The 24173-nt window shown below is 67.2% G+C and carries 22 protein-coding genes; 6 read left to right on the top strand and 16 right to left on the bottom strand.

Features of this window, described 5'->3' with window-relative positions:
* Positions 1 to 9 precede the first annotated feature (9 nt).
* From FSB78_RS01775 to FSB78_RS01810, 8 genes are all read right to left on the bottom strand, one after another.
* On the bottom strand, positions 10 to 1320 hold the full coding sequence (locus FSB78_RS01775) for an alkaline phosphatase family protein (RefSeq protein WP_147079456.1): 1311 nt from the start codon (positions 1318 to 1320) through the stop codon (positions 10 to 12).
* 166 nt (positions 1321 to 1486) lie between these two features.
* Positions 1487 to 2938 carry a hypothetical protein gene (locus FSB78_RS01780; protein ID WP_242007924.1) on the bottom strand — a complete coding sequence of 484 codons (1452 nt, stop codon included), beginning with the start codon at positions 2936 to 2938 and terminating at the stop codon, positions 1487 to 1489.
* Positions 2939 to 2988: 50 nt separating this feature from the next.
* Positions 2989 to 3312, bottom strand: coding sequence for a hypothetical protein (locus tag FSB78_RS01785; RefSeq protein WP_147079458.1), 324 nt, complete (start codon positions 3310 to 3312; stop codon positions 2989 to 2991).
* Positions 3313 to 3380: 68 nt separating this feature from the next.
* A complete protein-coding gene (ychF, locus tag FSB78_RS01790; protein WP_147079460.1) occupies positions 3381 to 4478 on the bottom strand; it encodes a redox-regulated ATPase YchF in 1098 nt (365 codons plus the stop codon).
* A 67-nt stretch (positions 4479 to 4545) separates the two neighbouring features.
* A complete protein-coding gene (locus FSB78_RS01795) occupies positions 4546 to 5151 on the bottom strand; it encodes a TIGR02466 family protein (RefSeq protein ID WP_147079462.1) in 606 nt (201 codons plus the stop codon).
* On the bottom strand, positions 5148 to 5717 hold the full coding sequence (gene pth, locus FSB78_RS01800; RefSeq protein ID WP_147079463.1) for an aminoacyl-tRNA hydrolase: 570 nt from the start codon (positions 5715 to 5717) through the stop codon (positions 5148 to 5150). Before pth ends, FSB78_RS01795 begins: the two co-directional genes overlap by 4 nt.
* 207 nt (positions 5718 to 5924) lie before the next feature.
* Entirely contained in the window at positions 5925 to 6623 is a 699-nt protein-coding gene (locus tag FSB78_RS01805) for a 50S ribosomal protein L25/general stress protein Ctc (protein WP_147079465.1), read from the bottom strand.
* Positions 6624 to 6825: 202 nt separating this feature from the next.
* A complete protein-coding gene (locus tag FSB78_RS01810; RefSeq protein WP_422396663.1) occupies positions 6826 to 7746 on the bottom strand; it encodes a TraB/GumN family protein in 921 nt (306 codons plus the stop codon).
* Between the two features lie 61 nt (positions 7747 to 7807).
* On the opposite strand from FSB78_RS01810, the gene FSB78_RS01815 reads away from it, so the two are divergent.
* The 3 genes from FSB78_RS01815 to ppdK all read left to right on the top strand — a co-directional run bounded on the left by FSB78_RS01815 (position 7808) and on the right by ppdK (position 14202).
* Positions 7808 to 8698, top strand: coding sequence for a glycine--tRNA ligase subunit alpha (locus tag FSB78_RS01815; RefSeq protein ID WP_199743097.1), 891 nt, complete (start codon positions 7808 to 7810; stop codon positions 8696 to 8698).
* Between the two features lie 307 nt (positions 8699 to 9005).
* On the top strand, positions 9006 to 11456 hold the full coding sequence (gene glyS, locus FSB78_RS01820) for a glycine--tRNA ligase subunit beta (RefSeq protein ID WP_147079467.1): 2451 nt from the start codon (positions 9006 to 9008) through the stop codon (positions 11454 to 11456).
* An 82-nt stretch (positions 11457 to 11538) separates the two neighbouring features.
* On the top strand, positions 11539 to 14202 hold the full coding sequence (ppdK, locus tag FSB78_RS01825) for a pyruvate, phosphate dikinase (RefSeq protein WP_147079469.1): 2664 nt from the start codon (positions 11539 to 11541) through the stop codon (positions 14200 to 14202).
* A 152-nt stretch (positions 14203 to 14354) separates the two neighbouring features.
* On the opposite strand, the gene FSB78_RS01830 is transcribed toward ppdK, so the two are convergent.
* The 8 genes from FSB78_RS01830 to FSB78_RS01865 all read right to left on the bottom strand — a co-directional run bounded on the left by FSB78_RS01830 (position 14355) and on the right by FSB78_RS01865 (position 21898).
* Positions 14355 to 14711, bottom strand: coding sequence for a hypothetical protein (locus FSB78_RS01830; RefSeq protein WP_147079471.1), 357 nt, complete (start codon positions 14709 to 14711; stop codon positions 14355 to 14357).
* A 91-nt stretch (positions 14712 to 14802) separates the two neighbouring features.
* Positions 14803 to 15795, bottom strand: a complete 993-nt coding sequence (locus FSB78_RS01835; protein WP_199743098.1) for a type II secretion system F family protein — start codon at positions 15793 to 15795, stop codon at positions 14803 to 14805.
* A gap of 10 nt (positions 15796 to 15805) precedes the next feature.
* A complete protein-coding gene (locus FSB78_RS01840; protein ID WP_147079473.1) occupies positions 15806 to 16777 on the bottom strand; it encodes a type II secretion system F family protein in 972 nt (323 codons plus the stop codon).
* Between the two features lie 49 nt (positions 16778 to 16826).
* Entirely contained in the window at positions 16827 to 18110 is a 1284-nt protein-coding gene (locus FSB78_RS01845) for a CpaE/TadZ family protein (protein ID WP_147079475.1), read from the bottom strand.
* Positions 18110 to 18742, bottom strand: coding sequence for a CpaD family pilus assembly protein (locus tag FSB78_RS01850; protein WP_147079477.1), 633 nt, complete (start codon positions 18740 to 18742; stop codon positions 18110 to 18112). The genes FSB78_RS01845 and FSB78_RS01850 overlap by 1 nt, the downstream gene beginning before the upstream one ends.
* A 31-nt stretch (positions 18743 to 18773) precedes the next feature.
* A complete protein-coding gene (locus FSB78_RS01855) occupies positions 18774 to 20345 on the bottom strand; it encodes a type II and III secretion system protein family protein (protein ID WP_147079478.1) in 1572 nt (523 codons plus the stop codon).
* Between the two features lies 1 nt (position 20346).
* Positions 20347 to 21375, bottom strand: a complete 1029-nt coding sequence (gene cpaB, locus FSB78_RS01860; RefSeq protein WP_147079480.1) for a Flp pilus assembly protein CpaB — start codon at positions 21373 to 21375, stop codon at positions 20347 to 20349.
* A 49-nt stretch (positions 21376 to 21424) separates the two neighbouring features.
* Positions 21425 to 21898: an A24 family peptidase gene (locus FSB78_RS01865; protein WP_147079482.1), complete on the bottom strand. Its 474-nt coding sequence runs from the start codon at positions 21896 to 21898 to the stop codon at positions 21425 to 21427.
* 19 nt (positions 21899 to 21917) lie between these two features.
* Between FSB78_RS01865 and FSB78_RS01870 the strand changes: the two genes are divergently transcribed.
* The 3 genes from FSB78_RS01870 to FSB78_RS01880 are packed head-to-tail and all read left to right on the top strand — an operon-like array spanning position 21918 to position 24164.
* Entirely contained in the window at positions 21918 to 22886 is a 969-nt protein-coding gene (locus FSB78_RS01870) for an alpha/beta hydrolase (RefSeq protein WP_147079484.1), read from the top strand.
* The gene (locus tag FSB78_RS01875; protein WP_147083951.1) at positions 22883 to 23956 is read left to right on the top strand and encodes an NAD(P)/FAD-dependent oxidoreductase; all 1074 of its coding nucleotides are present in this window, start codon (positions 22883 to 22885) and stop codon (positions 23954 to 23956) included. The genes FSB78_RS01870 and FSB78_RS01875 overlap by 4 nt, the downstream gene beginning before the upstream one ends.
* Before the next feature lie 34 nt (positions 23957 to 23990).
* Positions 23991 to 24164 carry a YegP family protein gene (locus FSB78_RS01880; RefSeq protein WP_147079486.1) on the top strand — a complete coding sequence of 58 codons (174 nt, stop codon included), beginning with the start codon at positions 23991 to 23993 and terminating at the stop codon, positions 24162 to 24164.
* The last annotated feature ends 9 nt before the right edge of the window (positions 24165 to 24173 follow it).

Below are 24173 nucleotides of genomic sequence, written 5' to 3' on the forward strand. Positions count from 1 at the left end.
CCTTGCTCCTCACTGCCTGCGGACAGTCTTGAACGGCGCATCGTCGCCGTCCAGTCCCGTCGCGGCCGGCAGCCCGATCAGGTCGCGCAACAGGGGCGTCACGTCGACATTGTCGAACGGCGCGATCTGCTTGCCCGGCGCGAAGGCCGGCCCGTTGGCGACGAACAGCGCGCGCATCTCGGGCGCGATATTGTCATAGCCGTGCGTGCCGCCGAGCTTCTGTTCCCTTGGCGCGCTCTGCAGCACCAGCCAGCCGACATCCGCCAGGCAGAGATAGGCGGGCACGCGTGGGTTGCGGCCATAATGGAACCGCGCCGGGATCTCGCTCTTGCGCCAGCATTGCAGGTGATCGTGGCGACGCAGCAACGCCTTCTCGACGACCGCCTCGCGCCCCGGCGTCGCGCGCAGCGTCGCATAGGCGCCGCTGTCGACCAGATGATAGTCCTTGGCGTCGAGCATCGAATCGAGCGCGATCGTGCGCGCGCTGCTCGTCGCCGCCATGCCGTGATCGGCGACGATGACGAGGTTCGCCGGCTGCCCGAGGTCCGCCAGCCCGCGCACGAGCAGGCCGATGCTCGCATCGACGTCCGCCGCCGCCGCGGTCGTCCGCGCGTTGTCGGGACCATAATCGTGCCCGGCGATGTCGACCGCGTCGAAATACAGCGTGACCAGCTTCGGGCGGATCGCCGCCGGGCGCCGCAGCCAGTCGATCACCGCGTTGACGCGCTGCGTGCCGCTGACCTGCTGGTTGAACTGCTGCCAATCCTCGGGCCGCGTGCCGCCGTCGATCCGCCCGTGCGAATTGGGTACCGGTGTGCCGCCGACCGCGACATTGGCGCCGGGCCAGAACATCGTCGCGGTGCGGATCCCGGCACGCTCGGCGTCGACCCAGATCGGCGTGCTCTCGCTCCACCAGAACGGATCATCGCTGGCCATGGTGAAGCGCTCGTCCGGGCGGCGCGGATCCTCCATCCTGTTGCCGACGATCCCGCTGCGATCGGGGCGCAGGCCGGTGACGAGCGTCCAGTGGTTGGGGAAGGTGACGCTCGGGAAGGACGGCCGCATCGCCGCCTGCACCCCGCCCGCGGCGAGCCGCGACAGGTTCGGCGTCGCACCGCGCTCGAGATAGTCGGCGCGGAACCCATCGATCGAGACGAGGATCGTCACCGGCGTACGCGATCCGGGGGTCGCTGCTGGTGCAGAGATCGTGCCGCTTGCCGCGGCGCTGGGGGGCGCCGTGATCGGGGCGAGGGCAGGGGGGGTATAGGGATAGGCGCAACCGCCAAGAAGCAATGCCAACGCCGCGACGACTCTACGCATACCCGCCTCACCTCAGTACCGAAGCCGCCCCCTAAACCGCGGCGATGACAAGTGAAAGGCAGTAGCATCCTACTCCGTCATCCCGGGCTCGTCCCGGGATCCAGGGTAACGAACGCTGCCGCCCGGAACCCTGGATCCCGGGACAAGCCCGGGAAGACGATAGGGCTCACAACCCGAGCGCAAACTTGGTGAACAGCGACCAGGACACCGGCGCCTTGCCATAGGCCGCGTCGAGCGCCGCGGGCTTGTCATACGCCGCGACCGTACCCCCCAGCGCGACGCCGAACGGCCCCAAGATGGGAATGCGATAGGCATACCCGGCCTCCGCCTTCGTCACCCGGAATTTCCGGTCGTGCAGCGGGTCGTCATGGTCGGGGAAGAGTTCGTCGTTCGCGACATTCTCGACCCGGCCGAAGATCGCATGATGCCGGTCGATCTCCCACGTCGCCTCGGCCAGGAACGCGCTCAGCGCCGGCCCCGGCGCGCGGTCCTTCAGCGCATAGGCAAAGGTCGTCGTCACGCCGCCGCGCGCATATTGCAGACTCGCGGTGGTGCGGTTCTCGTCCTCGCCGGGATGGCTCTCCTCGGGGCTCTCCAGCCGGCCGTGGCTCAGCTGCACCGCTACGTTCGCGGTCGGCGTCCATGTACCCCGGACGCTCCAGGAATCGAGCTTGGGGCTCTCGATTCCCCAGCGATGCTCGTCGGGCTCGCGGCCCTTGAACGCCGATCCCTCGAGCTGGAACGCGCCGGTCTGGTATCCCGCGGTCACCACGCCATAGGTGATGTGGGTGGAATCGAACCAGTGATGCGTGATCGGCGACAGCGGCTGATAGCGCGCCGATCCGCGGTGCATGAACGCGCTCGGCCCCAGCGCGGGTTCGCCGACCGGGGCGGCATAGACGAACACGCTGCCGTCGCCGATCCGGTAGTCGAGTCGCGCGGACAGCTCCATGAACAGGTCGTGCGGATGCTGGCGATCGACCAGCGGCCGGCCGTTCGCGACCTCGCCGGTCGCGAACAGGTTGGGATAGCCGCGCGCGCCCATTGCCGGCTCCAGGCTGCCCATCCCGCGCAGCTGCAGATGCAAGCGCTCGCCCAGGTCGCGGTCGGCCATCAGCATCGCCATCGACGCGACGAACGCCTTGTCGCTCCCGCGCGGCCCGCCCTGATCGGTATAGACGCCCCACGCATAGCCATGCGCCATCAGCATCCAGTCCCCGGCATGGATCATCTTGCCGCGCATCATGCCTTCAGCGGCGGGCAATCGCGCAGTGCCGCTGCCCATCTGGTACGATGTGCCGCCCATGCCCATCGTCATCGCCGGCATGTCGGCCATGCCGGTCATCTGGCCCGTGCCGGGCATGTCTGGCATGGCCGACATGTCGTGATGCGCCGCGGGCGGTGTCACGGGGTCGGGCATGATGCGGTCGGACTTTGGCTGGTCCTTTACGGCATGACCCATCTTCAAATGGTCCATCTTGGAATGGTCCATTTGGGAATGATCCATCGGCATGGTCATGCCGGGAATCATGCCGGAGGGGGCGGCGGCCGTCTGGGCCATGGCGGCATGCGGCAACAGGCTCGCGGCAACGCCGGCGAGCAGAATAGGTCGGTACATCGGGACACTCCGGTGAAAGGCAGGAACGACAGGGCGGATGCCCTGCGCGATCATGCCAGTCGGGGAGGTCTCAGCGCTGGTGCCAGGCCGTCGCGGAGGTCGAGCACTGCCGCCCGTTCGATCATCGCCGCCAAGGTCCGGGGCGCAGGGCCGACCAGTCGCGCCGCGCTCCAGTTCGACGGCGGCACGCAGCCGATGCACCCATGCGGCGGAGTCGCCTTCTGCTCTGGCGCATGATCCATCGCCGCCGGCATCGCCCCGGGCATCGCCATCGGCATCGCATGCATGACCTGCGCATCATGGCACGCCGCCGGCGCCGACGCGGGAAGCGCGAAGGCGGCAAGAAGCAGGGCCAGGATCAGACGGGCGAGCATCTTCACATAATAGGGGGCACGCCCTGGCCCGGCAATCCTCCCCTTGCGAAGGAGGACGATGCGCCGCCTCAGCTGTGCAGGAAGTGCATCACGTCGCCGTCCTGGACGACATACGTCTTCCCCTCGGCGCGTAGCTTGCCCGCCTCGCGCGCCTTCGATTCGCCGCGCAGCGTGACGTAATCGTCGAACGCGATCGTCTCCGCGCGGATGAAGCCCTTCTCGAAATCGGTGTGGATTTCGCCCGCGGCGTTCGGGGCGGTGGCGCCCTTGTGCACGGTCCAGGCGCGCGCTTCCTTCGGCCCGACGGTGAAGAAGGTGAGGAGGTGCAGCAGGCTGTACCCTGCAGTGATGACGCGCGTGAGGCCGGTCTCGCTCAGACCCAGCTCGCCGAGGAACTCGCCGCGCTCGTCCGCGGCCATCGTCGCGATCTCGGCCTCGATCGCTGCCGACACGACGACCGCCTCGGCGCCCTCGGCCTTCGCCTTCTCGAACACTTTCGCGGACAGCGCGTTGCCGTTCGCGGCGTCTTCCTCGTTGACGTTGCAGACGTAGAGGACCGGCTTGGCGGTGATCAGCTGTGCCTGCGCGAACACGCGCGCCTCGTCCTCGTCCTTGGGCACGGTCAGCCGCGCGGGCTTGCCGTCGCGGAGCAGCTCGAGCGCCTGGCCGAGCACGGCGGCGCCGATCTTGGCTTCCTTGTCGCCCTGCATGCCCTTCTTGGCGAGGTTGGGGACGCGCTTTTCCAGGCTTTCGAGGTCGCTGAGCATCAGCTCGGTCTCGACCGTCTCGGCATCGGCGATCGGATCGACTTTGTTGTCGACATGCTGGATGTCGTCATTCTCGAAGCAGCGCAGCACATGGACGATCGCGTCGACCTCGCGGATGTTGCCGAGGAACTGGTTGCCGAGCCCTTCGCCCTTCGACGCGCCGCGCACCAGCCCGGCGATGTCGACGAAGCCCAGCTGCGTCTCGATGATCTTCTGCGAGCCGGCGATCTTCGCGAGCTGGTCGAGGCGATTGTCGGGGACGCCGACATTGCCGACGTTCGGCTCGATCGTGCAGAACGGATAGTTCGCCGCCTGCGCCGCCGCGGTCTGCGTCAGCGCGTTGAAGAGGGTGGACTTGCCGACGTTCGGAAGTCCAACGATGCCGCAGCGGAAACCCATGATATGCCCTTGGTACGGTGAAGCGCGCGCTTTAGGCGAGCGCGAGGGGGAAGGCTAGCGCGTAGCCTTACCAGCGATAGTTGAAGCTGATGCTGATCCGTTCGCCCTTGGCAGCGTTGGGGACGACCTCGTGGCGCAGCCAGCTTTCCCAGAGGAAGACGCTGCCGGGCTGGGGCACGGCGTAGACGAAGGTCGCGAGGTCCTCCGGCGCGTCGTGCAGGCGAGGGGGGGCGGCCATCAGCATCGGGAGGCGCGGGTCCTCGAGCTTCAGCGCGCCGGCGCCCTCGGGCACGGTCACGTACATCGTGCCGGAGACGACGCTGTGCGGATGGATGTGCCCCGAATGCGCACCGCCGGGTTTCAGGACGTTGACCCACAGGCTGTCGAGCTTCAGCTTCCGCCCGCCGAGGTCGAACGCACAGTCCCTGACGAACGCGGCGACATGCTTGTTGAGCAGTTTGACCAGGTCGCCGAAGCGGGGATCGCGCAGGGGCAGGTCGTTCAGCGAGGCGTAGGACGTATAGCCGCGATAGCCGTGCGCCTTCGACCAGTTGATCCCAGCGCGGTCCGCCTTGGAGAGCTCCAAGGCGGCGTCCTCCAGCTCTTCAACCAGATCGGCGTCGCCGAGGTCCGCCTCGTAGAAGCGCGTCGCGAACAGGCTGCGCGTCGTCACGCCGCGAGCCTCAGCGCCACGTCGTTCATGAATCGCACGTCGTCGCCCTCCGCCAGCCATTTCGCCTCCGCCGCGACCGCGCCGAGCATGTCGGACAGCGGATCAATCTCCGCCTTGGCATAGTTGCCGAGTACATAGCCCGTCACGCGGTCCTTGTGCCCGGGATGGCCGATGCCCAATCGCACGCGGCGGAAGTCGGGGCCGAGATGCGCGTCTGTCGAACGCAGTCCGTTATGCCCCGCGGTGCCGCCGCCGGTCTTCACCTTGACGCGGAACGGGGCGATGTCGAGCTCGTCGTGGAACACCGTCAGCGCCTCGACGCCGAGCTTGTAGAAGCGCAACGCCTCGCCGATTGCGCGGCCGCTCTCGTTCATGAAGGTCGCGGGTTTGAGCAGGATGATCTTCTGCGACCCGATCCGGCCTTCCTGCGTCCAGCCCTGGAACTGCTTCCGAACCGCGCCGAAGCCGTGCACCTCGGCGATCGCGTCGACCGCCATGAAGCCGACATTGTGTCGCTGCATCGCATATTGTGCGCCCGGATTGCCCAGGCCCGCCCAGATCTGCATCGTAAACCTTCAAAATTTCGTCATGCCGGACTCGTTCCGGCATCCACGGTCCCGCATACTCGCTGAGCGGTTGGTTTGCGGCACGGTGGACCCCGGAACAAGTCCGGGGTGACGGATGGCAAAGGACGGAACGGCTGACGAAAACGGGCGGGAAAGCTTGTCGCCGTCCCGCCCGCCAGATCATCCGAAGACGAAGAGGATGCCCTCTTAGTCGTTCTTCTGGGTGGTGATCTTGTCGTCGTCGTTGTTGTCGTCGTTCGGCTCGACCGGGGTCTCGTCCTCGGCAGCGGCCTCTGCAGCCTGCGCCTCGGCGACTTCGGCCTCGAGAGCCTCGTCCTCGACGGTCGGGACGGTCGGCGGCACGATCGTGGCGATCGCGAAGTCGCGGTCGTCGATCGCCGGCGTCGCGCCCTTGGGAAGCTCGACGTCGCTGATGTGGATCGAGTCGCCAATTTCCTTGCCGGCGAGCGAAATCGTGATCTCGCTCGGGATGTCCGACGCGTCGACGACCAGCTCGATCTCGTGGCGCGTGATGTTCAGCACGCCGTTGCCGCGCTTGATGCCGGGGGCATCGTCCTCATCGGTGAACACGATCGGCACCGCGACGGTGACGGTCGAATGCTCGCTGATGCGCAGGAAGTCGACATGGATCGGGCGATCCGTGACGGGGTGGAACGACACGTCCTTGGGGAGCGTGCGCACGCCGTTGACCATCACGACCGAGTTCATGAAATGACCGGTCATCAGCGCCTTCATCAGCGCCTTTTCCTCGAGGTGAACCGAATCCGGCTCCTTGTTCAGGCCGTAGATCACGGCAGGCACGCGGCCATCACGACGCAGCGCCCGGGAGGCTCCCTTGCCAACCCGGTCACGCGTCTCGGCTGCGAGCGTCAATTGGTCGCTCATCGTTATTCTCCGAAACTCGTTGTCTTTCCCGCGCCCACGCCTCCAGGGATGACCATGGACCGGAAGCGGGCGCGCATAGCGGGGATTCGCCGAAAGTGCAACGCATCCCGCCCCGTCATGCTGAACTCGTTTCAGCATCCACCCGACGAACAGCGCTATCGCGCGTGGCGGGGTGGACCCTGAAACACGTTCAGGGTGACGCTCAGTACTTCACCCGCTGCGCCGTCACCCCGAGCTTCGCGAGCTGCGCCTGCACGCTGTCGGTCCCCGCCAGATGACCCGCACCCACCGCGACGAACACCGTCCCCGGCGTCTTCATCCGCTCCGCGACCCAGTTCGCCCAGTGCTTGTTGCGGTCGATCAGCAGCACCTTGGCCACTTCGGGCGAATCCTTCAGGCTGTCGTTCATGTCCTTGGCCAGCGCCTCGGGGTCGCCGCGTGCCCATTCGTCGACCATCGTCGCCATCGTCGTCTCGAGCTTGGGCAGTTCGTCGATCGTGCTGCTCAGGAACGCGATCTGCGCCTGTTGCGACAGGCTGCCGAAATAGCCCAGCTGCTGCTCCGCGGTCTCCAGCCCGATCACCGGCTTGCCCGCTGCCTTCGCCGCTGCGGTGATCACCTGCTCCGGCCCGTTCGCCGAATCATAGCCGAGCTTCGACAGCGGCGCGATCGACAGGTTGGTCGCGGCGAGCCACGGCTTGAACCGGTCGAACGCGTTCGCCGGCAGCCCCAGGTCGGACACCGCCTTGGCATAGGCCGCCCGCTTGGGCGCGGGCAGCTGCTCGGTCAGCGTCGGCCCGCTCGGCGACACGCCGGTCGCCATCACCAGGCTCTGCATCTTGGCCGGATCGGGCATCACCAATTCGAGCACCACCTGTTGCGAGCGGTCGAACGCGGTCTTCACCGCCTCGTCGAACCAGGTCATGCCGGGTTTCAGCACGTGGATCGTGCCGAACAGATAGATCGTCGTGTCCTTGTCCTTCACCACCCACAGCGCCGGATCGGCATCGTTGGCGGCGCGCGCCTTCGGCGACTCCGGGCCTTGGGCGCAGGCGGGAAGCGCGAGGGTCATCACGAACGCGGAGAGCGCGGCGCGCAGGGCTTTGAGCGTCAAGTACGGCATCCTTGGAATCGGTGTGACGCCCCATGTAGGATGCCGACGCGCAACGCACCACTTGCCTGAAATGCCCTCATCCGCCAAAGCCGCGCTCGTGACCGGCCTCTCTTTCCAGCGAATGATCCTGACGCTCCATGACTATTGGAGCGATCGCGGATGCCTGATCCTCCAGCCCTATGACATGGAGATGGGGGCAGGGACGTTCCACACCGCGACCACGCTGCGCGCGCTGGGCCCCAAGCCGTGGAACGCCGCCTTCGTCCAGCCGTGCCGCCGGCCTACGGACGGCCGCTACGGCGAGAACCCCAACCGGCTGCAGCACTATTACCAGTATCAGGTGATCCTGAAGCCGTCGCCCGCCGACCTGCAGGACCTGTATCTCGGCAGCCTCGCAGCGATCGGCATCGACATGCTGAAGCACGACATCCGCTTCGTCGAGGACGACTGGGAGTCGCCGACGCTCGGCGCCTGGGGGCTCGGCTGGGAAGTCTGGTGCGACGGCATGGAGGTGACCCAGTTCACCTATTTCCAGCAGATGGGCGGCTACGACATGAAGCCCGTCGCGGGCGAACTCACCTACGGGTTGGAGCGGCTCGCGATGTACATCCAGGATAAGGATTCGGTCTACGACCTGGCGTTCAACGACGCGGGCGTGACTTACGGCGACGTCTTCCTCGAAAACGAGCAGGAGATGTCGAAGTGGAACTTCGAGGTCGCCGACACCGACAGCCTGTTCGACCAGTTCCGCAAGCACGTCGCCGAATGCGAGAACTCGCTCGACGCAAAGCTTCCGATCCCCGCCTACGAACAGGCGATCAAGGCGAGCCACATCTTCAACCTGCTGCAGGCGCGCGGCGTCATCTCGGTAGCCGAACGCCAGGCCTACATGGGCCGCGTCCGCGACCTCGCGAAGGGCGCGTGCGGCGCCTGGATGGAAAAGCACGGATGGACGGCGTGACCTACGGTTTGGGAAACCGTCGCTCCGCCGCCCAGTCCGTCATCCCAGCGAAGGCTGAGATCTTCCCGTTGTCGGCCGCGGCCGTGCCGCACGAGACCCCAGCCTTCGCTGGGGTGACGAACCTGAGCTTCTTTCTCTCTGCGTCCTCTGCGCCTCTGCGCGAAGAATCATGCGCGCAGAGGCGCAGAGGACGCAGAGCAGAAGAGCCCGTCGCGTCTTCGCGCCTTTGCGTGAACCCAATTTCTTTTTCACGCGAAGCCGCGAAGCCGCAAAGAGCGTTCGCCCCGATCGTAGACATGGTGCCTGCATGACCGACTTTCTGCTGGAGCTCCGCTCCGAGGAAATCCCTGCCCGCATGCAGGCGAAGGCGCGTGACGATCTCGCGCGGCTGTTCACCGCCGAACTCGCCAAGGCCGGCATCGCCACCGGCGAGCTCGTCACCTACGCCACCCCCCGCCGCCTCGCGCTGATCGCCCGCGACCTCCCCGTCGAGACCGCCGCGGTGTCCGAGGAAGTGAAGGGCCCCAAGGCCTCCGCGCCCCCGCAGGCGCTCGAAGGCTTCCTGCGGAAAACCGGCCTCACCCGCGAGCAGCTGACCGAACGCGACGGCGTCCTCTTCGCCGTTACGGAGAAGCCCGGCCGCGCCACCGCCGCGGTGCTGGCAGAGGCGATCCCCGCGATCGTCCGCGGCTTCCCGTGGCCGAAGTCGATGCGCTGGGGCGATGCGTCGACCACCACCGAAAGCTTGAAATGGGTCCGCCCGCTGCAGGGCATCGTCGCCTTGTTCGGCGAGATGATCGTGCCGTTCGAGATCGCCGGGATCGAAAGCGGTGCCGCGACGCTCGGCCACCGATTCCACCATGCCGGTCCGATCACGCTCGGCGGCGCGCACGACTATGTCGACAAGCTCCGCATGGCGCATGTCCTGGTCGACCAGGACGAACGCGCCACGCTGATCCGCGACCGCGCGCGCGAAGCCGCCGCGCAGGCCGGGCTCGAACTCGTCGAGGACGAGGGGCTGGTCGCCGAGAATGCTGGCCTCACCGAATGGCCGGTGCCGCTGCTCGGCCAGTTCGACCCCGCCTTCCTCGACGTGCCGCCCGAAGTGATCCAGCTCACCGCGCGTGTGAACCAGAAGTACTTCGTCTGCCGTGCAGGTGACGGGAGCCTCGCCAACGCCTTCGTCTGCACTGCGAACATCGACGCGGCGGATGGCGGCGCGAAGATCGTCGAGGGCAATCGCAAGGTTCTCGCGGCGCGGCTGTCGGATGCGAAATTCTTCTACGACACCGACCTGAAGGTGCCGCTCGCCGAGCAGGCGGAGAAGCTGTCGAAGATCGTCTTCCACGAGAAACTCGGCACGCTGGCGGACAAGGTCGACCGCGTCGCGAAGCTCGCGCGCTGGCTGGTGGAGGAGGGGATCGTCACACAATCCCCCTCCCGCCTGCGGGAGGGGCTAGGGGAGGGCGTGTCCGCAAACGACGCGCCGTCCGTGACAAGCCCTCCCCCAGCCCCTCCCGCAGGCGGGAGGGGAGCTTTGGCAGACCTTGCAGACCGCGCCGCGCGCCTCGCCAAGGCTGACCTCGTCACCGGCATGGTCGGCGAGTTCCCCGAACTGCAGGGCCTGATGGGCGGCTATTACGCCGCCGCGCAGGGCGAAGACCCCCAGGTCGCCGCCGCGATCCGCGACCATTACAAGCCGGTCGGGCAAGGCGACGACGTCCCCACCGACTCGGTGACGGTAGCGGTGAGCTTGGCGGACAAGCTGGATACGATCTATAATTTTTTCGAGACTGGAGATGTCCCGACCGGATCAAAGGATCCGTTCGCGTTGCGGCGTCAAGCGCTAGGTGTGATAGCACTTATCACGACTAATCTTATTCGATGCGATCTTCGGCAGGCACTGTTTCAAGCAGGGCAGGGAAGGTTCGATCAAATCATGGACGCGGCTGTCGAACATCGCCCTGAGCTCAAGAAATTCATTGAAGATGGGCTTACTGGAAAGCGTGCCGGCGATGAATGGATGGATCGGCTTAAGGAAGCACTAGCGATTGATGTCGGGCCTGCACGGCTCACGCTGGCTGACGACGGCATGAGTGAGGTCGTGCGTGCGTTTCGTATGCAGGACCATTGGCCGAAGACGGCGGCGCGCTTGCTCGACTTCTTCGCCGACCGCCTCAAGGTCCAGCAACGCGAAGCCGGTGTCCGCCACGACCTGATCGACGCTGTGTTCGCGCTCGGCGGCGAGGACGATCTCGTCCGCCTCCTCGCGCGCGTCCATGCGCTGCAGGCGTTCGTCGCGACCGAAGACGGTACGAACCTGCTCGCCGGGTACAAGCGCGCCGCGAACATCCTGAAGAAGGAAGCCGCTCCCGGTTCCCCCGCGAAGGCGGGGGCCCAGGGACCGACGAGCGACGAGTCCCGGGAGAGTACGGACCTGGACCCCCGCCTGCGCGGGGGAACGGAAGGGGCGGGTGCCTCGCAGATTCCTCTGTCCTACACGCCCGAACCGGCAGAAGCTGCCCTCATCGCCGCGCTCGACTCTGCCGAACCCCGCGCCGCGTCCTCCGTCACCGCGGAGGATTTCGCCGGGGCGATGGCGGCGCTCGCCAGCTTGCGTGCGCCGATCGATGCGTTCTTTGACAGCGTGACCGTGAACGACCCCGACCCCGTCAAGCGCACGGCACGTCTCGCCTTGCTTGAACGGGTCCGTGCTGCAGTGCACAACGTGGCAGACTTTTCGAAGGTTGAGGGCTGACGCGAAAACCGCGCTCCGGTCTCAACATTCTCAACATTCGTTTTTGATTGTCCACAAGGGCAGCGACTTAAGAGGACCGGGGATGACGCAGTACGTATATCGATTTGGTGGTGGTGTTTCGGACGGCGGCAAGGGCGACCGCAACCTGCTCGGCGGGAAGGGCGCGAACCTCGCCGAGATGGCGTCGATCGGCCTGCCGGTGCCGCCGGGCTTCACCATCTCGACCGAATTCTGCGCGGTCTATTATGACGAGGGCGGCAGCTTCCCGCAGGGGCTGCGCGACGAGGTCGCGACCGGTATCGCGCATATCGAGGGCGTCACCGGCAAGACCTTCGGCAACCCCGCCGACCCGCTGCTCGTCTCGGTCCGCAGCGGCGCGCGCGCGTCGATGCCGGGGATGATGGACACCGTCCTCAACCTCGGGCTCAACGACCAGACCGTCGAGGGGCTCTCCGCCACCTCCGGCGACGCGCGCTTCGCCTGGGACAGCTATCGCCGCTTCATCCAGATGTACGCCGACGTGGTGCTCGAACTCGACCACGGCGCGTTCGAGGAAGCGCTCGAGATCGCCAAGGAAGACCAGGGCTTCACGCTCGACACCGAACTGAGCGCCGACGACCTCCGCGCGCTGGTCGCCGAATACAAGGCGCTCGTCGAGAAGCAGTGGAACAAGCCGTTCCCGCAGGACGTCCACGACCAGCTCTGGGGCGCGGTCGGCGCAGTCTTCGGCTCGTGGCAGTCCGAGCGTGCGAAGGTCTATCGCCGCCTCAACGACATCCCCGCCGCCTGGGGCACCGCGGTCAACATCCAGGCGATGGTGTTCGGCAACATGGGCGACACCTCGGCCACCGGTGTCGCCTTCACGCGCGACCCGTCGAAGGGCGACCGCGCCTATTATGGCGAGTTCCTGATCAATGCGCAGGGCGAGGACGTCGTCGCCGGCATCCGCACGCCCCAGTATCTCACCAAGACAGCGCGCGAGGAGGCCAACGCCAAGCCCGCGTCGATGGAAGAGGCGATGCCCGAGGTGTACGCGCAGCTCGCCGGCGTGTTCGACACGCTCGAGAACCACTATCGCGACATGCAGGACATCGAGTTCACGGTCGAGAAGACCAAGCTCTGGATGCTCCAGACCCGCGCCGGCAAGCGCACCGCCAAGGCCGCGCTCAAGATCGCGGTCGATATGGCGAACGAAGGGCTGATCACCCGCGAGGAGGCCATCGCGCGCGTCGATCCTGCCGCGCTCGACCAGCTGCTCCACCCGACGCTCGATCCGAACGCGACGCGCGACGTGCTCACCAAGGGGCTGCCCGCCAGCCCCGGCGCCGCGTCCGGCACCGTGGTGTTCGACGCCGACACCGCCGAGAAGAAGGCCGCCGACAACATCGCGGTCATCCTCGTCCGCACCGAGACGTCGCCGGAGGACATCCACGGCATGCACGCGGCGCGCGGCATCCTGACCGCGCGCGGCGGGATGACGAGCCACGCGGCGGTCGTCGCCCGCGGCATGGGCCGGCCTTGCGTCTCGGGCGCCGGTTCGCTGTCGATCGACGCGAAGGCGAAGATCCTGCGCTGCGGCGGCCGTGAGGTGAAGGAGGGCGATCTGCTCACCATCGACGGCACCACCGGCGAGGTCATGATCGGCGCGGTCGCGACCGTGCAGCCCGAGCTGTCGGGCGACTTCGCGACGCTGATGGAATGGGCCGACGGCGTGCGTCGCCTGAAGGTCCGCGCCAATGCCGAGACTCCCGAGGACTGCCGCGTCGCGCGCGAGTTCGGCGCCGAGGGCGTCGGGCTGTGCCGCACCGAGCACATGTTCTTCGAGAGCAGCCGCATCACCAACGTCCGCCAGATGATCCTCGCGACCGACGAGAAGGGGCGTCGCGAGGCGCTCGCGAAGCTTCTCCCTGAACAGCGCAAGGACTTCACTGAGATCCTTGAGGTGATGGCGGGCCTGCCCGTGACGATCCGCCTGCTCGACCCGCCGCTCCACGAATTCCTGCCGACCGAGGAAGCCGACTTCGCCGACGTCGCGACCGCGGCGGGCGTGTCGGTCGACGTGCTCAAGCGCCGCGCGGCCGAACTGCACGAGTTCAACCCGATGCTCGGCCATCGCGGCTGCCGCCTCGGCGTGACGTACCCGGAGATTTACGAGATCCAGGCTAGAGCGATCTTTGAGGCAGCGTGCGACGTCGCCGACAAGACCGGAGCGGCGCCGATCCCTGAGGTGATGATCCCGCTGGTCGCCACCGCACGCGAGCTCGACCTGATGAAGGCGGTCGTCGACGCCGCCGCCAAGGCCGTGTTCGCCGAGAAGGGCCGGACGCTCGACTATCTGGTCGGCACGATGATCGAGCTGCCGCGCGCAGCCTTGCGGGCCGGCGACATCGCCGAGGGGGCTGAGTTCTTCAGCTTCGGCACCAACGACCTGACGCAGACCACGCTCGGCGTCAGCCGCGACGACGCGGCGCGGTTCCTGGGCGTCTATGTCGACAAGGGCATCTACGCGAAGGACCCGTTCGTCAGCATCGACGTCGACGGCGTCGGCGAACTCATCCAGATCGCGGCGGATCGCGGTCGTGCGACGCGGCCCGACATCAAGCTCGGCATCTGCGGCGAGCATGGCGGCGACCCGGCAAGCATCGCGTTCTGCGAAACGATCGGGTTGGATTACGTCTCGGCCAGCCCGTACCGCGTGCCGATCGCTCGGCTGGCTGCGGCACAGGCGGCGCTCGAGAAGAAGTAAGCGGGCGCCGCAAACCCCGTCATGCCAGCGCAGGCTGGCATCTCCCCGTTCGGGCCGCAACACACGCTCGGGGAGACCCCAGCCTCCGCCGGGGAGACCCCAGCCTCCGCTGGGGTGACGGTGTGGTGTGGCAACGGTGTGGTTCGAGCGACTTACCGGTTGAAGTCGAACCAGCTGCGACGTTCGCCGGCTGCGTAGCTACGGCGCGTCGCCACGCGGTCCCCGACGGTCCGCGTCGCGATCGGCGCCGCAGTCGTCGTTACCGGAGCGACGACCGGCTGCGCCTTCACCAGCCGCGCATTCTCGCGCTCCAGTTCCGCGACCCGCGCATCCGACGCGGTAATGCGCCCGTCGCGGTCCTTGCGGGCCAGCACATGCGCGTCGCGCTCGGCCAGATAGCGCGTCTTCCACTTGCGGCCGCCGGGATGGCTGGCGAGCCCGAACAGCCAGCCGGCGATGAAGAGCAGCGCGAGCACCGCGAACTGCGTGGGCGTAGAAAACAACGGCATCGGGAAACCCTCCTGTTACGGGGGCATAACGATCGACCGGGTCTAGGGTTGCGCCGTGCCCATCCCGGGTTCGACCCGGGAGGACGGCCCGTCAGCCTTTCAGCAGCGCATCCGAGATCGAGCAGGCCGCGGGGCCGAGGATGACCACGAACAGCACCGGCAGAATGAACAGGATGAGCGGTACGGTCATGATGGCAGGTAGGCGCGCGGCCTTTTCCTCGGCGCGCATCATGCGTTCGTTGCGGAATTCGCCCGACAGCACGCGCAGCGCCGACGCGAGCGGCGTGCCGTATTTCTCGGTCTGGACCATCGTCGTGACGACGCCCTTCACGGCGTCCAGCTTCACGCGCGACGCGAGGTTCTCGAACGCCTGGCGACGCTCGGTCAGGAAGCCCAGCTCGATCCCGGTCAGCGTGAACTCCTCGCCCAGCTCGGGATAGGCGCGGCCCAGTTCGCGCGCGACGCGGTGGAATGCGGCGTCGACGGTCAGACCCGCCTCGGCGCAGATCACCAGCAGGTCGAGCGCGTCCGGCAGCCCCTTGCGGATCGCGTCGGAGCGCTTGTTGATCTTGTTGTCGAGATACAGGTCGGGCGCCTTGTAGCTCATGATGAAGCTCATCGCGACGAGCCCGTATTTCTTGAGCGGCCCCCAGGTCGCGAAGCCGTCGGTGCCATAGACCCAGTAGAGCATCGCGCCGCCGATCACGATCGGCAGCACGAGCCGGCCGAAGATGACTGCGGGTGCCCATTCCTTCGACCGGATGCCGGCCTGCATCAGCTTGGTCTGCACGACCTTCAGCTGGCTGTCCTGCAGCACCTTCAGCGACGACAGGACCGTGCGCATCTTGTCCGCGGTGTCGTTGCGCTGGACAAGCTTGGCACGCCGCTTGGTCGAGGCGGTGATGCCCGCCTTCAGCTGTTCGCGCCGGTCGTTGAGCGCCTTGACGCGCTTCGCCATCGGGTCGCGCACGGTCATCACCGCATAGATGGCGAGCATCACCGCGAAGGCAGCGACGCCGGCCAGCAGCGTCGCGACCCACAGGACGTCGATTCCCATGATGGTAGGTCCGGGGGTCTCGCCCATCGAATGCGTCCTAGATCTCGAAGTTGATCATCTTGGACATGATGAAGGCGCCGATCGCCATCCAGATCATGCCGCCGCCGCCGATCATCATCAGCCGCTCGTCGGTGAAGAATCGCTGCATGTACGTGCCGTTGATGAACCAGATCAGCCCGAACACGATGAACGGCAGCGCGCCGATGATATAGGCAGACGCCTTGGATTCCGACGACATCGCCTTGATCTTCAACCGCATCTGGCCGCGCAGGCGCAGCACGGTCGCCAGGTTGGCGAGCGTCTCGGCCAGGTTGCCGCCGGTCTCGCGCTGGATCGCGATGGTGATGACGAAAAACTGGAATTCGGGCGTGCCCAGCCGGTCCGCGGTTTCCTGCAGCGCAGCGTCCATCGTCCGGCCGATCTTCATCTTGTCACTGACCGCCCGGAATTCCTCACCGATCGGGCCGTCGAGTTCGTGACCGACGACGCCGATCGTCTCGGTGATCGGCAGGCCGGAGCGCAGGCCGCGGACCAGCAGTTCGATCGCGTCGGGAAACTTCGCGGTGAACTTGCCGATGCGCTTCTTGATCGTGCGACCCACGACGTAATGTGGAATCCCGACGCCGAGGAACAGCCCGACGAACAGCGCGAGCAGCAGCGGCATGCCCTTCAGCAACAACAGTACCGCGACGACCAGCGCGACGATGCCCGTTGCCATGCCGTACTGGCCGACGGTCCAGGTCTTTCCCGTCATCGCCAGCCGCTTGGCGAGCAGGACCGGGTTCGGCAGGATCCGACCGAAGGCGAGGTCCATCTTGGTGTCGCGCTTGTTCGCGATGCGCCGCATCTGCGCTTCGGCAACGACCAGCGCATCGCCGTGACGCTCGCGCAGCGACGCGACGCGACGCGTCTGCGTCTTCGCGCTCGACGGCCCGGCAAAGGCGAACGCAATCATCCCCAGCACCACGCAGGCGCCGATCAGGACGAACATCAGCGGCATCATCTGCATCGCGGCTACGACCTTTCGATCATGTGGGCCCGGACACGGCGGATCATCGTCATTTCGTCTTCGCCGCGCGCTTCGGGATGAGGCCCTTCAGCTCGCCGAACTTGCCGATCAGCGAAGACCCCTTGCGCGGCTTCGGCGCGGCGTCGGCAGCGCCTTCGTCGACCGAGGTCGCGATCTCGCCGACGAGCGAGACGATCGGCGCGACGGTCTTGCTGTTCTTGCCGGCCTCGACCAGCGGCTTGCCCAGCTTGGCCGCCTGCGCTGCCAGCTTCTGGTCGAACGGTACGATGTAATCGAGCTTGCGTTCGATCGACCCCTCGAAATCCTTGCGATTGATCTCGAGCTGTCCGCCGGCATGCATGCGGTTGGCGATGACGAACACGTGCGCCTGCGACGCGTTCGCCTTCATCCACGACAGCAGGCGGATCGTGTCGCGCGCCGCGGCCAGCGTCAGTTCGGTGACGATCACCGCGATCTGGACGTCCGTGACCAGATGCGAATGCTGGACCAGCATGTTGCGCGGCAGGTCGACGATCGTGCACTCGAACGCGGCGCGCATCTCCTCCTGCAGCTGGTAGAAGGCGGCGCCGTCGGTGATCAGCGGGGTGTTGATCGGGGCCTCGGCGCTCAGCACCGACAGCTTGTCCGACGCCTTGACCATCGCGCGCTCGATGAACAGTCCGTCGATGCGGCTGGGATTGTCGATCGCGTCGATCAAGCCGCGCCCGGGTTCGAGATCCAGGCTCAGTGCGCCCGTGCCAAAATGTACGTCGAGGTCGAGCAGCGCGGTCGACCGCTTCTCCTTGTCGGCGAGGAGCCAGGCTATGGATGTGGCGATCGTTGATGCGCCGACACCGCCGCGGGCGCCGACGACCGCGATCGAGCAATGCTGCCGATCGACCGCCGCCTCGACATGCTTGGGGGCGTTCAGCATCGTCTGCGCATGGCCGAAGGCCTCGCGCAGCATGTCGGGCTGGAGCGGCTTGAGCAGATAGTCCTGGATGCCGCTGGCGACCAGGTCGCGGTACAGCCGGACATCATTGACCTGCCCCGCGGCGATCACGACGGTGCCGGGCTCGCACACTTCGGCGAGCGCGTTAATGTCGTTCAGCGGGTCGCCCGATTCGGCGAGATCGACGAACAGTATCTGCGGGCTCGCCGAGACCGACAGCGACTGGATCGCGTTGCGCAGGCCACCCTTGTAGATCTTGTCGATCGACCAGCCGAGCTCGGTCGCGATCGGCCGCAGCGTCTCCGCGGTCGTCTCGTCGCAGACATAGGCGGTGAAGGGATCGCGGTGTGCGATGCTTGATGGCTTCCAGGGTGCGTTCATTACTTTGCTCCCGTGCCCGCGGCCGTGAGGCCAGCTGCGCCGGTCGGCGCCTTCTTGCGATAGGTGTCGATCGCCTTGTACGAAGCGGCGGCGTCGTTGGTCTCGTTGGCGACCGCGCCGCGCACCAGGTCCGCCGGATTGGCGACCATCGCCGCCAGGTTGACGTTGGTCGCGCAGCCATAGTTGGACGAGGTGTTGGAATTGAAATCGTTGCTCGAATCGAGCGACCAGTCGGGGCATCCCGGCACGCTCGCGCGCATCCGGCTGACCACGATGCGGATCGTCCCCGCGGTGACCGGGGCAGGGGTGACCGGTGCGTCGTCGCTCAGCAACAGGCCGTAGCTGGCGACGAGCCCGGCGACCTGCGCACGCGCCTGGTTGCCATAGGGCGAGGGATCGTCGATCGCGACGCGGTCGCCATAGCCGAGCCGCATCGTTGCCATCCAGCCGGCCAGCCGACGGTCTTCGCCAGCGGCGAGCGCGCCGCCCGACGTCGCCACGTCGAACGCATAGTCGGTCTGCGCGACGACCGGCTGGTGCACCGATTCGAGGCCCTGGTTCTGCGTCCCCATGCACCCGCCGAGCAGCAGGGCGGGTGCAAGCGAGGCGAGCAGGATGGTCTTGGTGATCATCGCGAAGGAATCCTTGGGTTGACCGCGGGGCTCAGTTCGAAAAGCCGGGGGCGGGCACGATGCCCTTGGTCGATTTGGTCGAGCGCGCATCCGCCTTGTCGCGACGCAGGTCCGGCTGCGGCGCGGGCAGCACCGGCGCGACCGCTCCGACGGACGGCGTGGCATAGGGCGAGGGTGCGACCGTCGGCACCGGGCGCGGACCGCCCCCCCTGCCGCTGAGCGTGCCGAGCAGCACGCGGTCGATATCGCTCGGCGCGCGGGCACCGTCGGTCGGCAGCGCGATGTCGCGGGCGTTGTTGACCGGCTTGACGAGGTAGGGCGTGATGATCACGACCAGCTCGGTCTCGTTGCGCTGGAACCCGTTGGAGCGGAACAGCGCACCGATGATCGGCAGGTTGGCAAGGCCCGGCGTCTTCTGGAACGAGTTGTTGTTGCTGTTGGACAGCAGGCCGCTGATCATCATGCTCTGACCCGACCCAAGCTCCACCGTGGTTTCGGTGCGGCGCGTCGTCAGGCCGGGAACGCGCGTGCCGTTGAGCGTCACCGCATTCGAGTAATCGAGCTGCGATACCTCCGGGCGGACCCGCAGCGAGATGCGGCCGTCGGACAGCACGGTCGGCGTATAGGCCAGGCCCACACCGTACTGCTTGAACTCCACCGAAACCGCACCCAGCCCCTGCGAGAGCGGGATCGGGATTTCGCCACCGGCGAGGAACGTACCCGTCTCGCCCGACAACGCGGTCAGGTTCGGGTTGGCGAGCGTCGTGACCTGGCCGGTCGTCTCGCCGAGATCGATCGCGCCCAGCAGGTCGAGGCCGAGAAGCTTGCCGGCCAGACCGAAGGTGGTGCCGTTCGCAACCTGCGTCAGCAGACTGCTCCCGGTCGACGCTTGCGTGCCCCCGGTGAAGAGGCCGGAATTGGTGGCGGGGCCACTCTTGGGTGCGTATTGCGTACCGGCTCCGCGTCCCTGGCCTAACCCGAACTTGAAGCCGCCGGTGCCGTCGAACGACTGCACGTTGACGCCGATGTTCTTGACGAACTGGCGGCTGACCTCGGCGATCCGGACCTGCAGGTTGACCTGCAATGGCGTCGCGGTCTTCAGCCGCGACAGCACCTTGGTCGCGTCGCCGACATAGGCCTGGACCAGGCGCTCGGCTTCCGCGGCGTCCTCGGGCGCGGCGACCGTTCCGGTCAGCAGGACAAGGCCGTTCATCGGTGTCGCGACAACGTGCGCCTCGGGCATCGCGAGCCCCAGCATCTGCGAGATCGAATCGAGATTGTTCCCGACCCGGACCGTGCTGCCATAGACAACGGCGCCCGACTTGGTCGTCGCCGAGATCGTCGTCTCGCCGGTCTTCTTGCCGAAGATGTAGAGCTGGGTGGGGGAGCGGACCTGGACGTCGGCGATCGAATCGTCGGCGACGAACAGGTCGCTCATCGGCCGTGCCAGCGTCACCAGCCGACCGCGGCCGATATTGACCTGGACGACACCCGCGGGCGCCACGGTGGTCCGCTGTGCGGCAGCGGGGGCGGAGGGTGCGGCGCTCGCCGCGGCCAGGGCGGCGGCCAGCGGCCAGCCGATCGGCATCATCGAAATGCGCATCTTAGTTCTTCCCCCCGACCGGAACGGCGGTGACTGTGGTGCCGCGCGCGACGCGCACGACGGGTCCCTGGATCACGACGGGCGCACCGCCCGCCGCCGGGATCGGCATCCCGGACATCCCCTGACCGGCGGCTACCGCCGGCTTGCCCGGGACGGTGCTGCGCTGGTAGCGCGACACGTCGGCCCCGGTCTGGAAGCTCGACTTCGCCGTCGACGGCTGGCTCGCGAGCTGTAGCATCATCGCCTTCTCGGCCTTCGGATCGTTGCCGTTCGGCACCTTCACCGCGCCGGACGCGATCGCTTCCTCCAGTTCCTGCGAATTGTCCGCGATCGAGCGCAGCGACAGCGACAGCGATCCCAGCGTCTGCGCCACCGCGATCTGCTCGGCCATCTTCGGCGTCGCCTCGACCGTCACGTTGGAAAAGGTGCGGACCTGCGTCTTGCCGTCCTCGCCGACCAGATTGTCGGTGCGCTGGTCGGTCGCGAGCACGCGGATGTTGCGCATGATGGTCTCGGACACTTTCAGCGGCTCGCCGTCGCCCCCGCCGGGAACCGTCTGCGTCAGCATCAGGTCGATCCGGTCGCCCGGGAACACGAAGCCCGCGACCGCGGCCTGGGCCGACACCGGCACCGTCACCGCGCGCATGCCGGGCCCGAGAGCGGCGGCCAGGAAGCCGCGATCGCCGGGCTTGACCAGCGCGCCCTGCGTGACCGGCTGACCCGCGGTGACCTCGCTGCGGACCACGGTCCCCAGCAGCGACTGCAGGTCGGTCTTGTCCTTGAGGTAATAGGCGTTGTCGACCAGCTCCTTGGGCCAGGGCTGGAACTTCAGCGCGGTCGCGTCGAGGATCGTGCCGATCGGCAGCGCGCGCGTGGCGACGAGCACCTCGGGGCCGTCGATCGGTGCCTGCATCACCACCGCACCGGCCATCGGCGCCGAACTGCCCGCAATGAGCGTTCGAGCGAAGAATGCCGTGACGGCAGCGACGATCAGCGCGCCCACCAGCAAAACGATCTTGCGACTATCCATGACTCATCGTGCCTTTCGGGCGCCGGCTGGTTCTTCCGGCATTAAGTATCTACTGGAACTGGTTAAGGAGTGGTTCGCGAAGGGCGAGTATTCCCGCGACCGCGATGGCGACTCCGTAAGGTATCTCGATCTGCTTGTTGTCGCGCGCGAGCCGGCGTTCGATCATCATCACGATCGTGACTATGCCGCCTGCGATCGACATCACCATCAACATGGAAACGAACGCGCCGAACGGCAGCCACAACGACAGCGCGACGATCAGCTTCACGTCGCCGCCGCCCATCAATCCGAAATGGAAGATCGCCAGGAACACCGCGAACACCGCCAGCGCGATACCGACCTGCATGGCCATGTCGGGCCAGACGTGCAGGCCGTTCGCCAACCACCAGGCGGGCGCCAGTAGCGCGACCGCCGCGGTCTTCCAGTTGGCGATCTCGCGCGTCCGTGCGTCCTCGATGCCCGCCGAGACCAACAGGCCGCCGAGCACGAAAATCAAAATTGGAAGAGCAATGTCCCACCCCATCCGCTAGTCCCTAACCGGCATGGCTTTCGAAAAAGTAACCGTCCGCGCGACAATCGCCCCAGAACGGGTGCGTCGCGCGATTCCCGGCGATGCGCGGGTCACGATGTGGGCTGCGCCCGACGGCTGGCCGCTACGTCGCTTCGACTGGCCGGCCGTTCGTCCGCGCGGACGGCTGCTGTTTCAGGCGGGTCGTGGCGACATCTTCGAGAAGTATCTGGAATCCTTCGCGCATCTCCATGCGCAGGGCTGGTCGGTCACGGCGTTCGATTGGCGCGGGCAGGGCGGGTCGGGGCGGCTCTCGGCGGATGCCCGGGTCGGCCATGCGAGCGATTTCGGCGTGTTCGACGACGATCTTGCGGCATTCTGGTCGGCCTGGGTGGCCGAAGGCGACGGCCCGACCGCGATCCTGGGCCATTCGATGGGCGGGATGCTGGTGATGCGCGCGCTGGCGAATCGGTCGATCCGGCCCGACGCCGCGATCCTGGTCGCGCCGATGATCGGCCTGCGCGCGCCGCTGGGGGCGTGGTTCGGCGCATTGGTCGCGCGGTTCAAGATCCGCACCGGCGATCCGGCGCGCGCGGCCTGGGGCAGCAACGAGCGGCCCGCCACGACGTCGTCGCGCAAGAGCCTGCTGACTCACGACGATGCGCGCTACGACGACGAGCGCTGGTGGCAGGCGCAGCATCCGGAGCTGAAGCTCGGGCCGCCGAGCTGGGCGTGGCTGTCGCAGGCGTTCGACGGCGCGCTGGCGTTGGCGGCCGATCGGCGGATCGAAGCGGTCGACACGCCGGTGCTGATGATCGTCGCCGAGGCCGACCGGCTGGTCGATCCCCACGCGGCGCTGCGGCTCGCCGCGAGGCTGCCCGATGCGCAGGTCGTCCGCTTCGGTCGCGAGTCGGCACACGAGGTCCTGCGCGAGGCCGACGGCGTGCGCAAACGCGCCTATGCCGCGATCGACGCGTTCCTGGATGCGCATTGCCCGCGGTGATGTATGACGTCGCGATCGTCGGTGCGGGGATGGCGGGCGCCAGCCTGGCCGCGGCGATCGGACCGTCGGCCCGGGTTGTGTTGCTCGAGGCCGAGTCGGCGCCCGGCTACCACGCCACCGGCCGGTCTGCCGCGTTCTGGTCGGAAACCTATGGCGGCCCCGGGATCCAGCCGCTGACCACCGCGTCGGGGCCGTTGCTGGAGGCGTATCTGACGCCGCTCGGGTCGCTGCATATCGGGCGGGCCGAGGATGCGGCGAAGGCGGAGGCGGTCCTGCGCGCGTTCGCCGATACCGGCGTGGCGCTCGAGCGGGTCGACCCCGCCGCGTTCGTTCCCGGCCTGCGCGATGCGTGGACGATCGGCGTGCTGGAGCCGAGCTGCGCCTATATCGACGTCGGCGCGCTCCACGCCGCCGAGATCGCGCGGGCCCGCCATGCGGGGGTCGAGATTAGGACCGACGCCGCGCTGCGCGTCGCATCGCGCGCGGGCGACGTCTGGACGATCGAGACGGCTGCGGGCACGGTGCGGTCGCGGATCCTGGTCGATGCCGCCGGCGCCTGGGCGGATATCGTCGCGGCGCGCGCAGGCGTCCGCCCGCTCGGGCTGCAGGCCTATCGCCGGACTATGGTGCAGTTGCGGACCGATCCCGGCGCGCCCGCCGACCTGCCGCATGTCGTCGACTTGTCGGGCGGTTTCTACTTCAAGCCCGAACCCGGCGGCCGGCTCTGGCTGACCCCGCATGACGAGACCGAGACCGATCCTTGCGACGCGGCGCCCGAGGACATCGACGTCGCGATCGCGATCGACCGTCTCGAAGGCGTCGTCGACTGGCGCGTCGATGCGGTCGAGCGGCGCTGGGCGGGCCTGCGTACCTTCGCCGCCGACCGGCTGCCGGTGTACGGCTTCGACGCCGCCACGCCCGGCTTCTTCTGGTATGCGGGGCAGGGTGGGTTCGGCATCCAGACCGCCCCCGCCGGCGCGCTGATCGCCGCGGCGCTGCTGCTCGGCACTGCGGCCGATCCCGCCGTCGCCGGAATCGATTTCGCCCGCTATTCACCGAACCGCTTCTAGGCTAGCCTTCGCGCCTCACACAGGAGGACGTGTCATGGCGCACAAGTTCGTGATCGAGCAGAATAAGAAGGGCGAGTATGTCGCCAAGTTCAAGTATAACAGCGAGATCATGTTCTGGACCGAAGGCTATTCGAGCAAGGCCGGTGCCCGGAATGCAATCGATTCGATCCTGAAGAACGGCCCCGGTGCACCCGTCGAGGAAGACTAGACTTCTCGC

Origin of the sequence: Sphingomonas ginsenosidivorax, assembly GCF_007995065.1 — a bacterium.
Lineage (GTDB): Bacteria > Pseudomonadota > Alphaproteobacteria > Sphingomonadales > Sphingomonadaceae > Sphingomonas > Sphingomonas ginsenosidivorax.

What these genes read in the sequence shown, in the direction of transcription:
- FSB78_RS01775 (WP_147079456.1), bottom strand. Translation starts at nt 1,320, where the DNA reads ATGCGTAGAGTCGTCGCGGCGTTGGCATTGCTTCTTGGCGGTTGCGCC.
- FSB78_RS01780 (WP_242007924.1), bottom strand. Translation starts at nt 2,938, where the DNA reads ATGTACCGACCTATTCTGCTCGCCGGCGTTGCCGCGAGCCTGTTGCCG.
- FSB78_RS01785 (WP_147079458.1), bottom strand. Translation starts at nt 3,312, where the DNA reads ATGCTCGCCCGTCTGATCCTGGCCCTGCTTCTTGCCGCCTTCGCGCTT.
- ychF (WP_147079460.1), bottom strand. Translation starts at nt 4,478, where the DNA reads ATGGGTTTCCGCTGCGGCATCGTTGGACTTCCGAACGTCGGCAAGTCC.
- pth (WP_147079463.1), bottom strand. Translation starts at nt 5,717, where the DNA reads ATGCAGATCTGGGCGGGCCTGGGCAATCCGGGCGCACAATATGCGATG.
- FSB78_RS01805 (WP_147079465.1), bottom strand. Translation starts at nt 6,623, where the DNA reads ATGAGCGACCAATTGACGCTCGCAGCCGAGACGCGTGACCGGGTTGGC.
- FSB78_RS01810 (WP_422396663.1), bottom strand. Translation starts at nt 7,746, where the DNA reads ATGCCGTACTTGACGCTCAAAGCCCTGCGCGCCGCGCTCTCCGCGTTC.
- FSB78_RS01815 (WP_199743097.1), top strand. Translation starts at nt 7,808, where the DNA reads ATGCCCTCATCCGCCAAAGCCGCGCTCGTGACCGGCCTCTCTTTCCAG.
- glyS (WP_147079467.1), top strand. Translation starts at nt 9,006, where the DNA reads ATGACCGACTTTCTGCTGGAGCTCCGCTCCGAGGAAATCCCTGCCCGC.
- ppdK (WP_147079469.1), top strand. Translation starts at nt 11,539, where the DNA reads ATGACGCAGTACGTATATCGATTTGGTGGTGGTGTTTCGGACGGCGGC.
- FSB78_RS01830 (WP_147079471.1), bottom strand. Translation starts at nt 14,711, where the DNA reads ATGCCGTTGTTTTCTACGCCCACGCAGTTCGCGGTGCTCGCGCTGCTC.
- FSB78_RS01835 (WP_199743098.1), bottom strand. Translation starts at nt 15,795, where the DNA reads ATGGGCGAGACCCCCGGACCTACCATCATGGGAATCGACGTCCTGTGG.
- FSB78_RS01840 (WP_147079473.1), bottom strand. Translation starts at nt 16,777, where the DNA reads ATGCAGATGATGCCGCTGATGTTCGTCCTGATCGGCGCCTGCGTGGTG.
- FSB78_RS01845 (WP_147079475.1), bottom strand. Translation starts at nt 18,110, where the DNA reads ATGAACGCACCCTGGAAGCCATCAAGCATCGCACACCGCGATCCCTTC.
- FSB78_RS01850 (WP_147079477.1), bottom strand. Translation starts at nt 18,742, where the DNA reads ATGATCACCAAGACCATCCTGCTCGCCTCGCTTGCACCCGCCCTGCTG.
- FSB78_RS01855 (WP_147079478.1), bottom strand. Translation starts at nt 20,345, where the DNA reads ATGCGCATTTCGATGATGCCGATCGGCTGGCCGCTGGCCGCCGCCCTG.
- cpaB (WP_147079480.1), bottom strand. Translation starts at nt 21,375, where the DNA reads ATGGATAGTCGCAAGATCGTTTTGCTGGTGGGCGCGCTGATCGTCGCT.
- FSB78_RS01865 (WP_147079482.1), bottom strand. Translation starts at nt 21,898, where the DNA reads ATGGGGTGGGACATTGCTCTTCCAATTTTGATTTTCGTGCTCGGCGGC.
- FSB78_RS01870 (WP_147079484.1), top strand. Translation starts at nt 21,918, where the DNA reads ATGGCTTTCGAAAAAGTAACCGTCCGCGCGACAATCGCCCCAGAACGG.
- FSB78_RS01880 (WP_147079486.1), top strand. Translation starts at nt 23,991, where the DNA reads ATGGCGCACAAGTTCGTGATCGAGCAGAATAAGAAGGGCGAGTATGTC.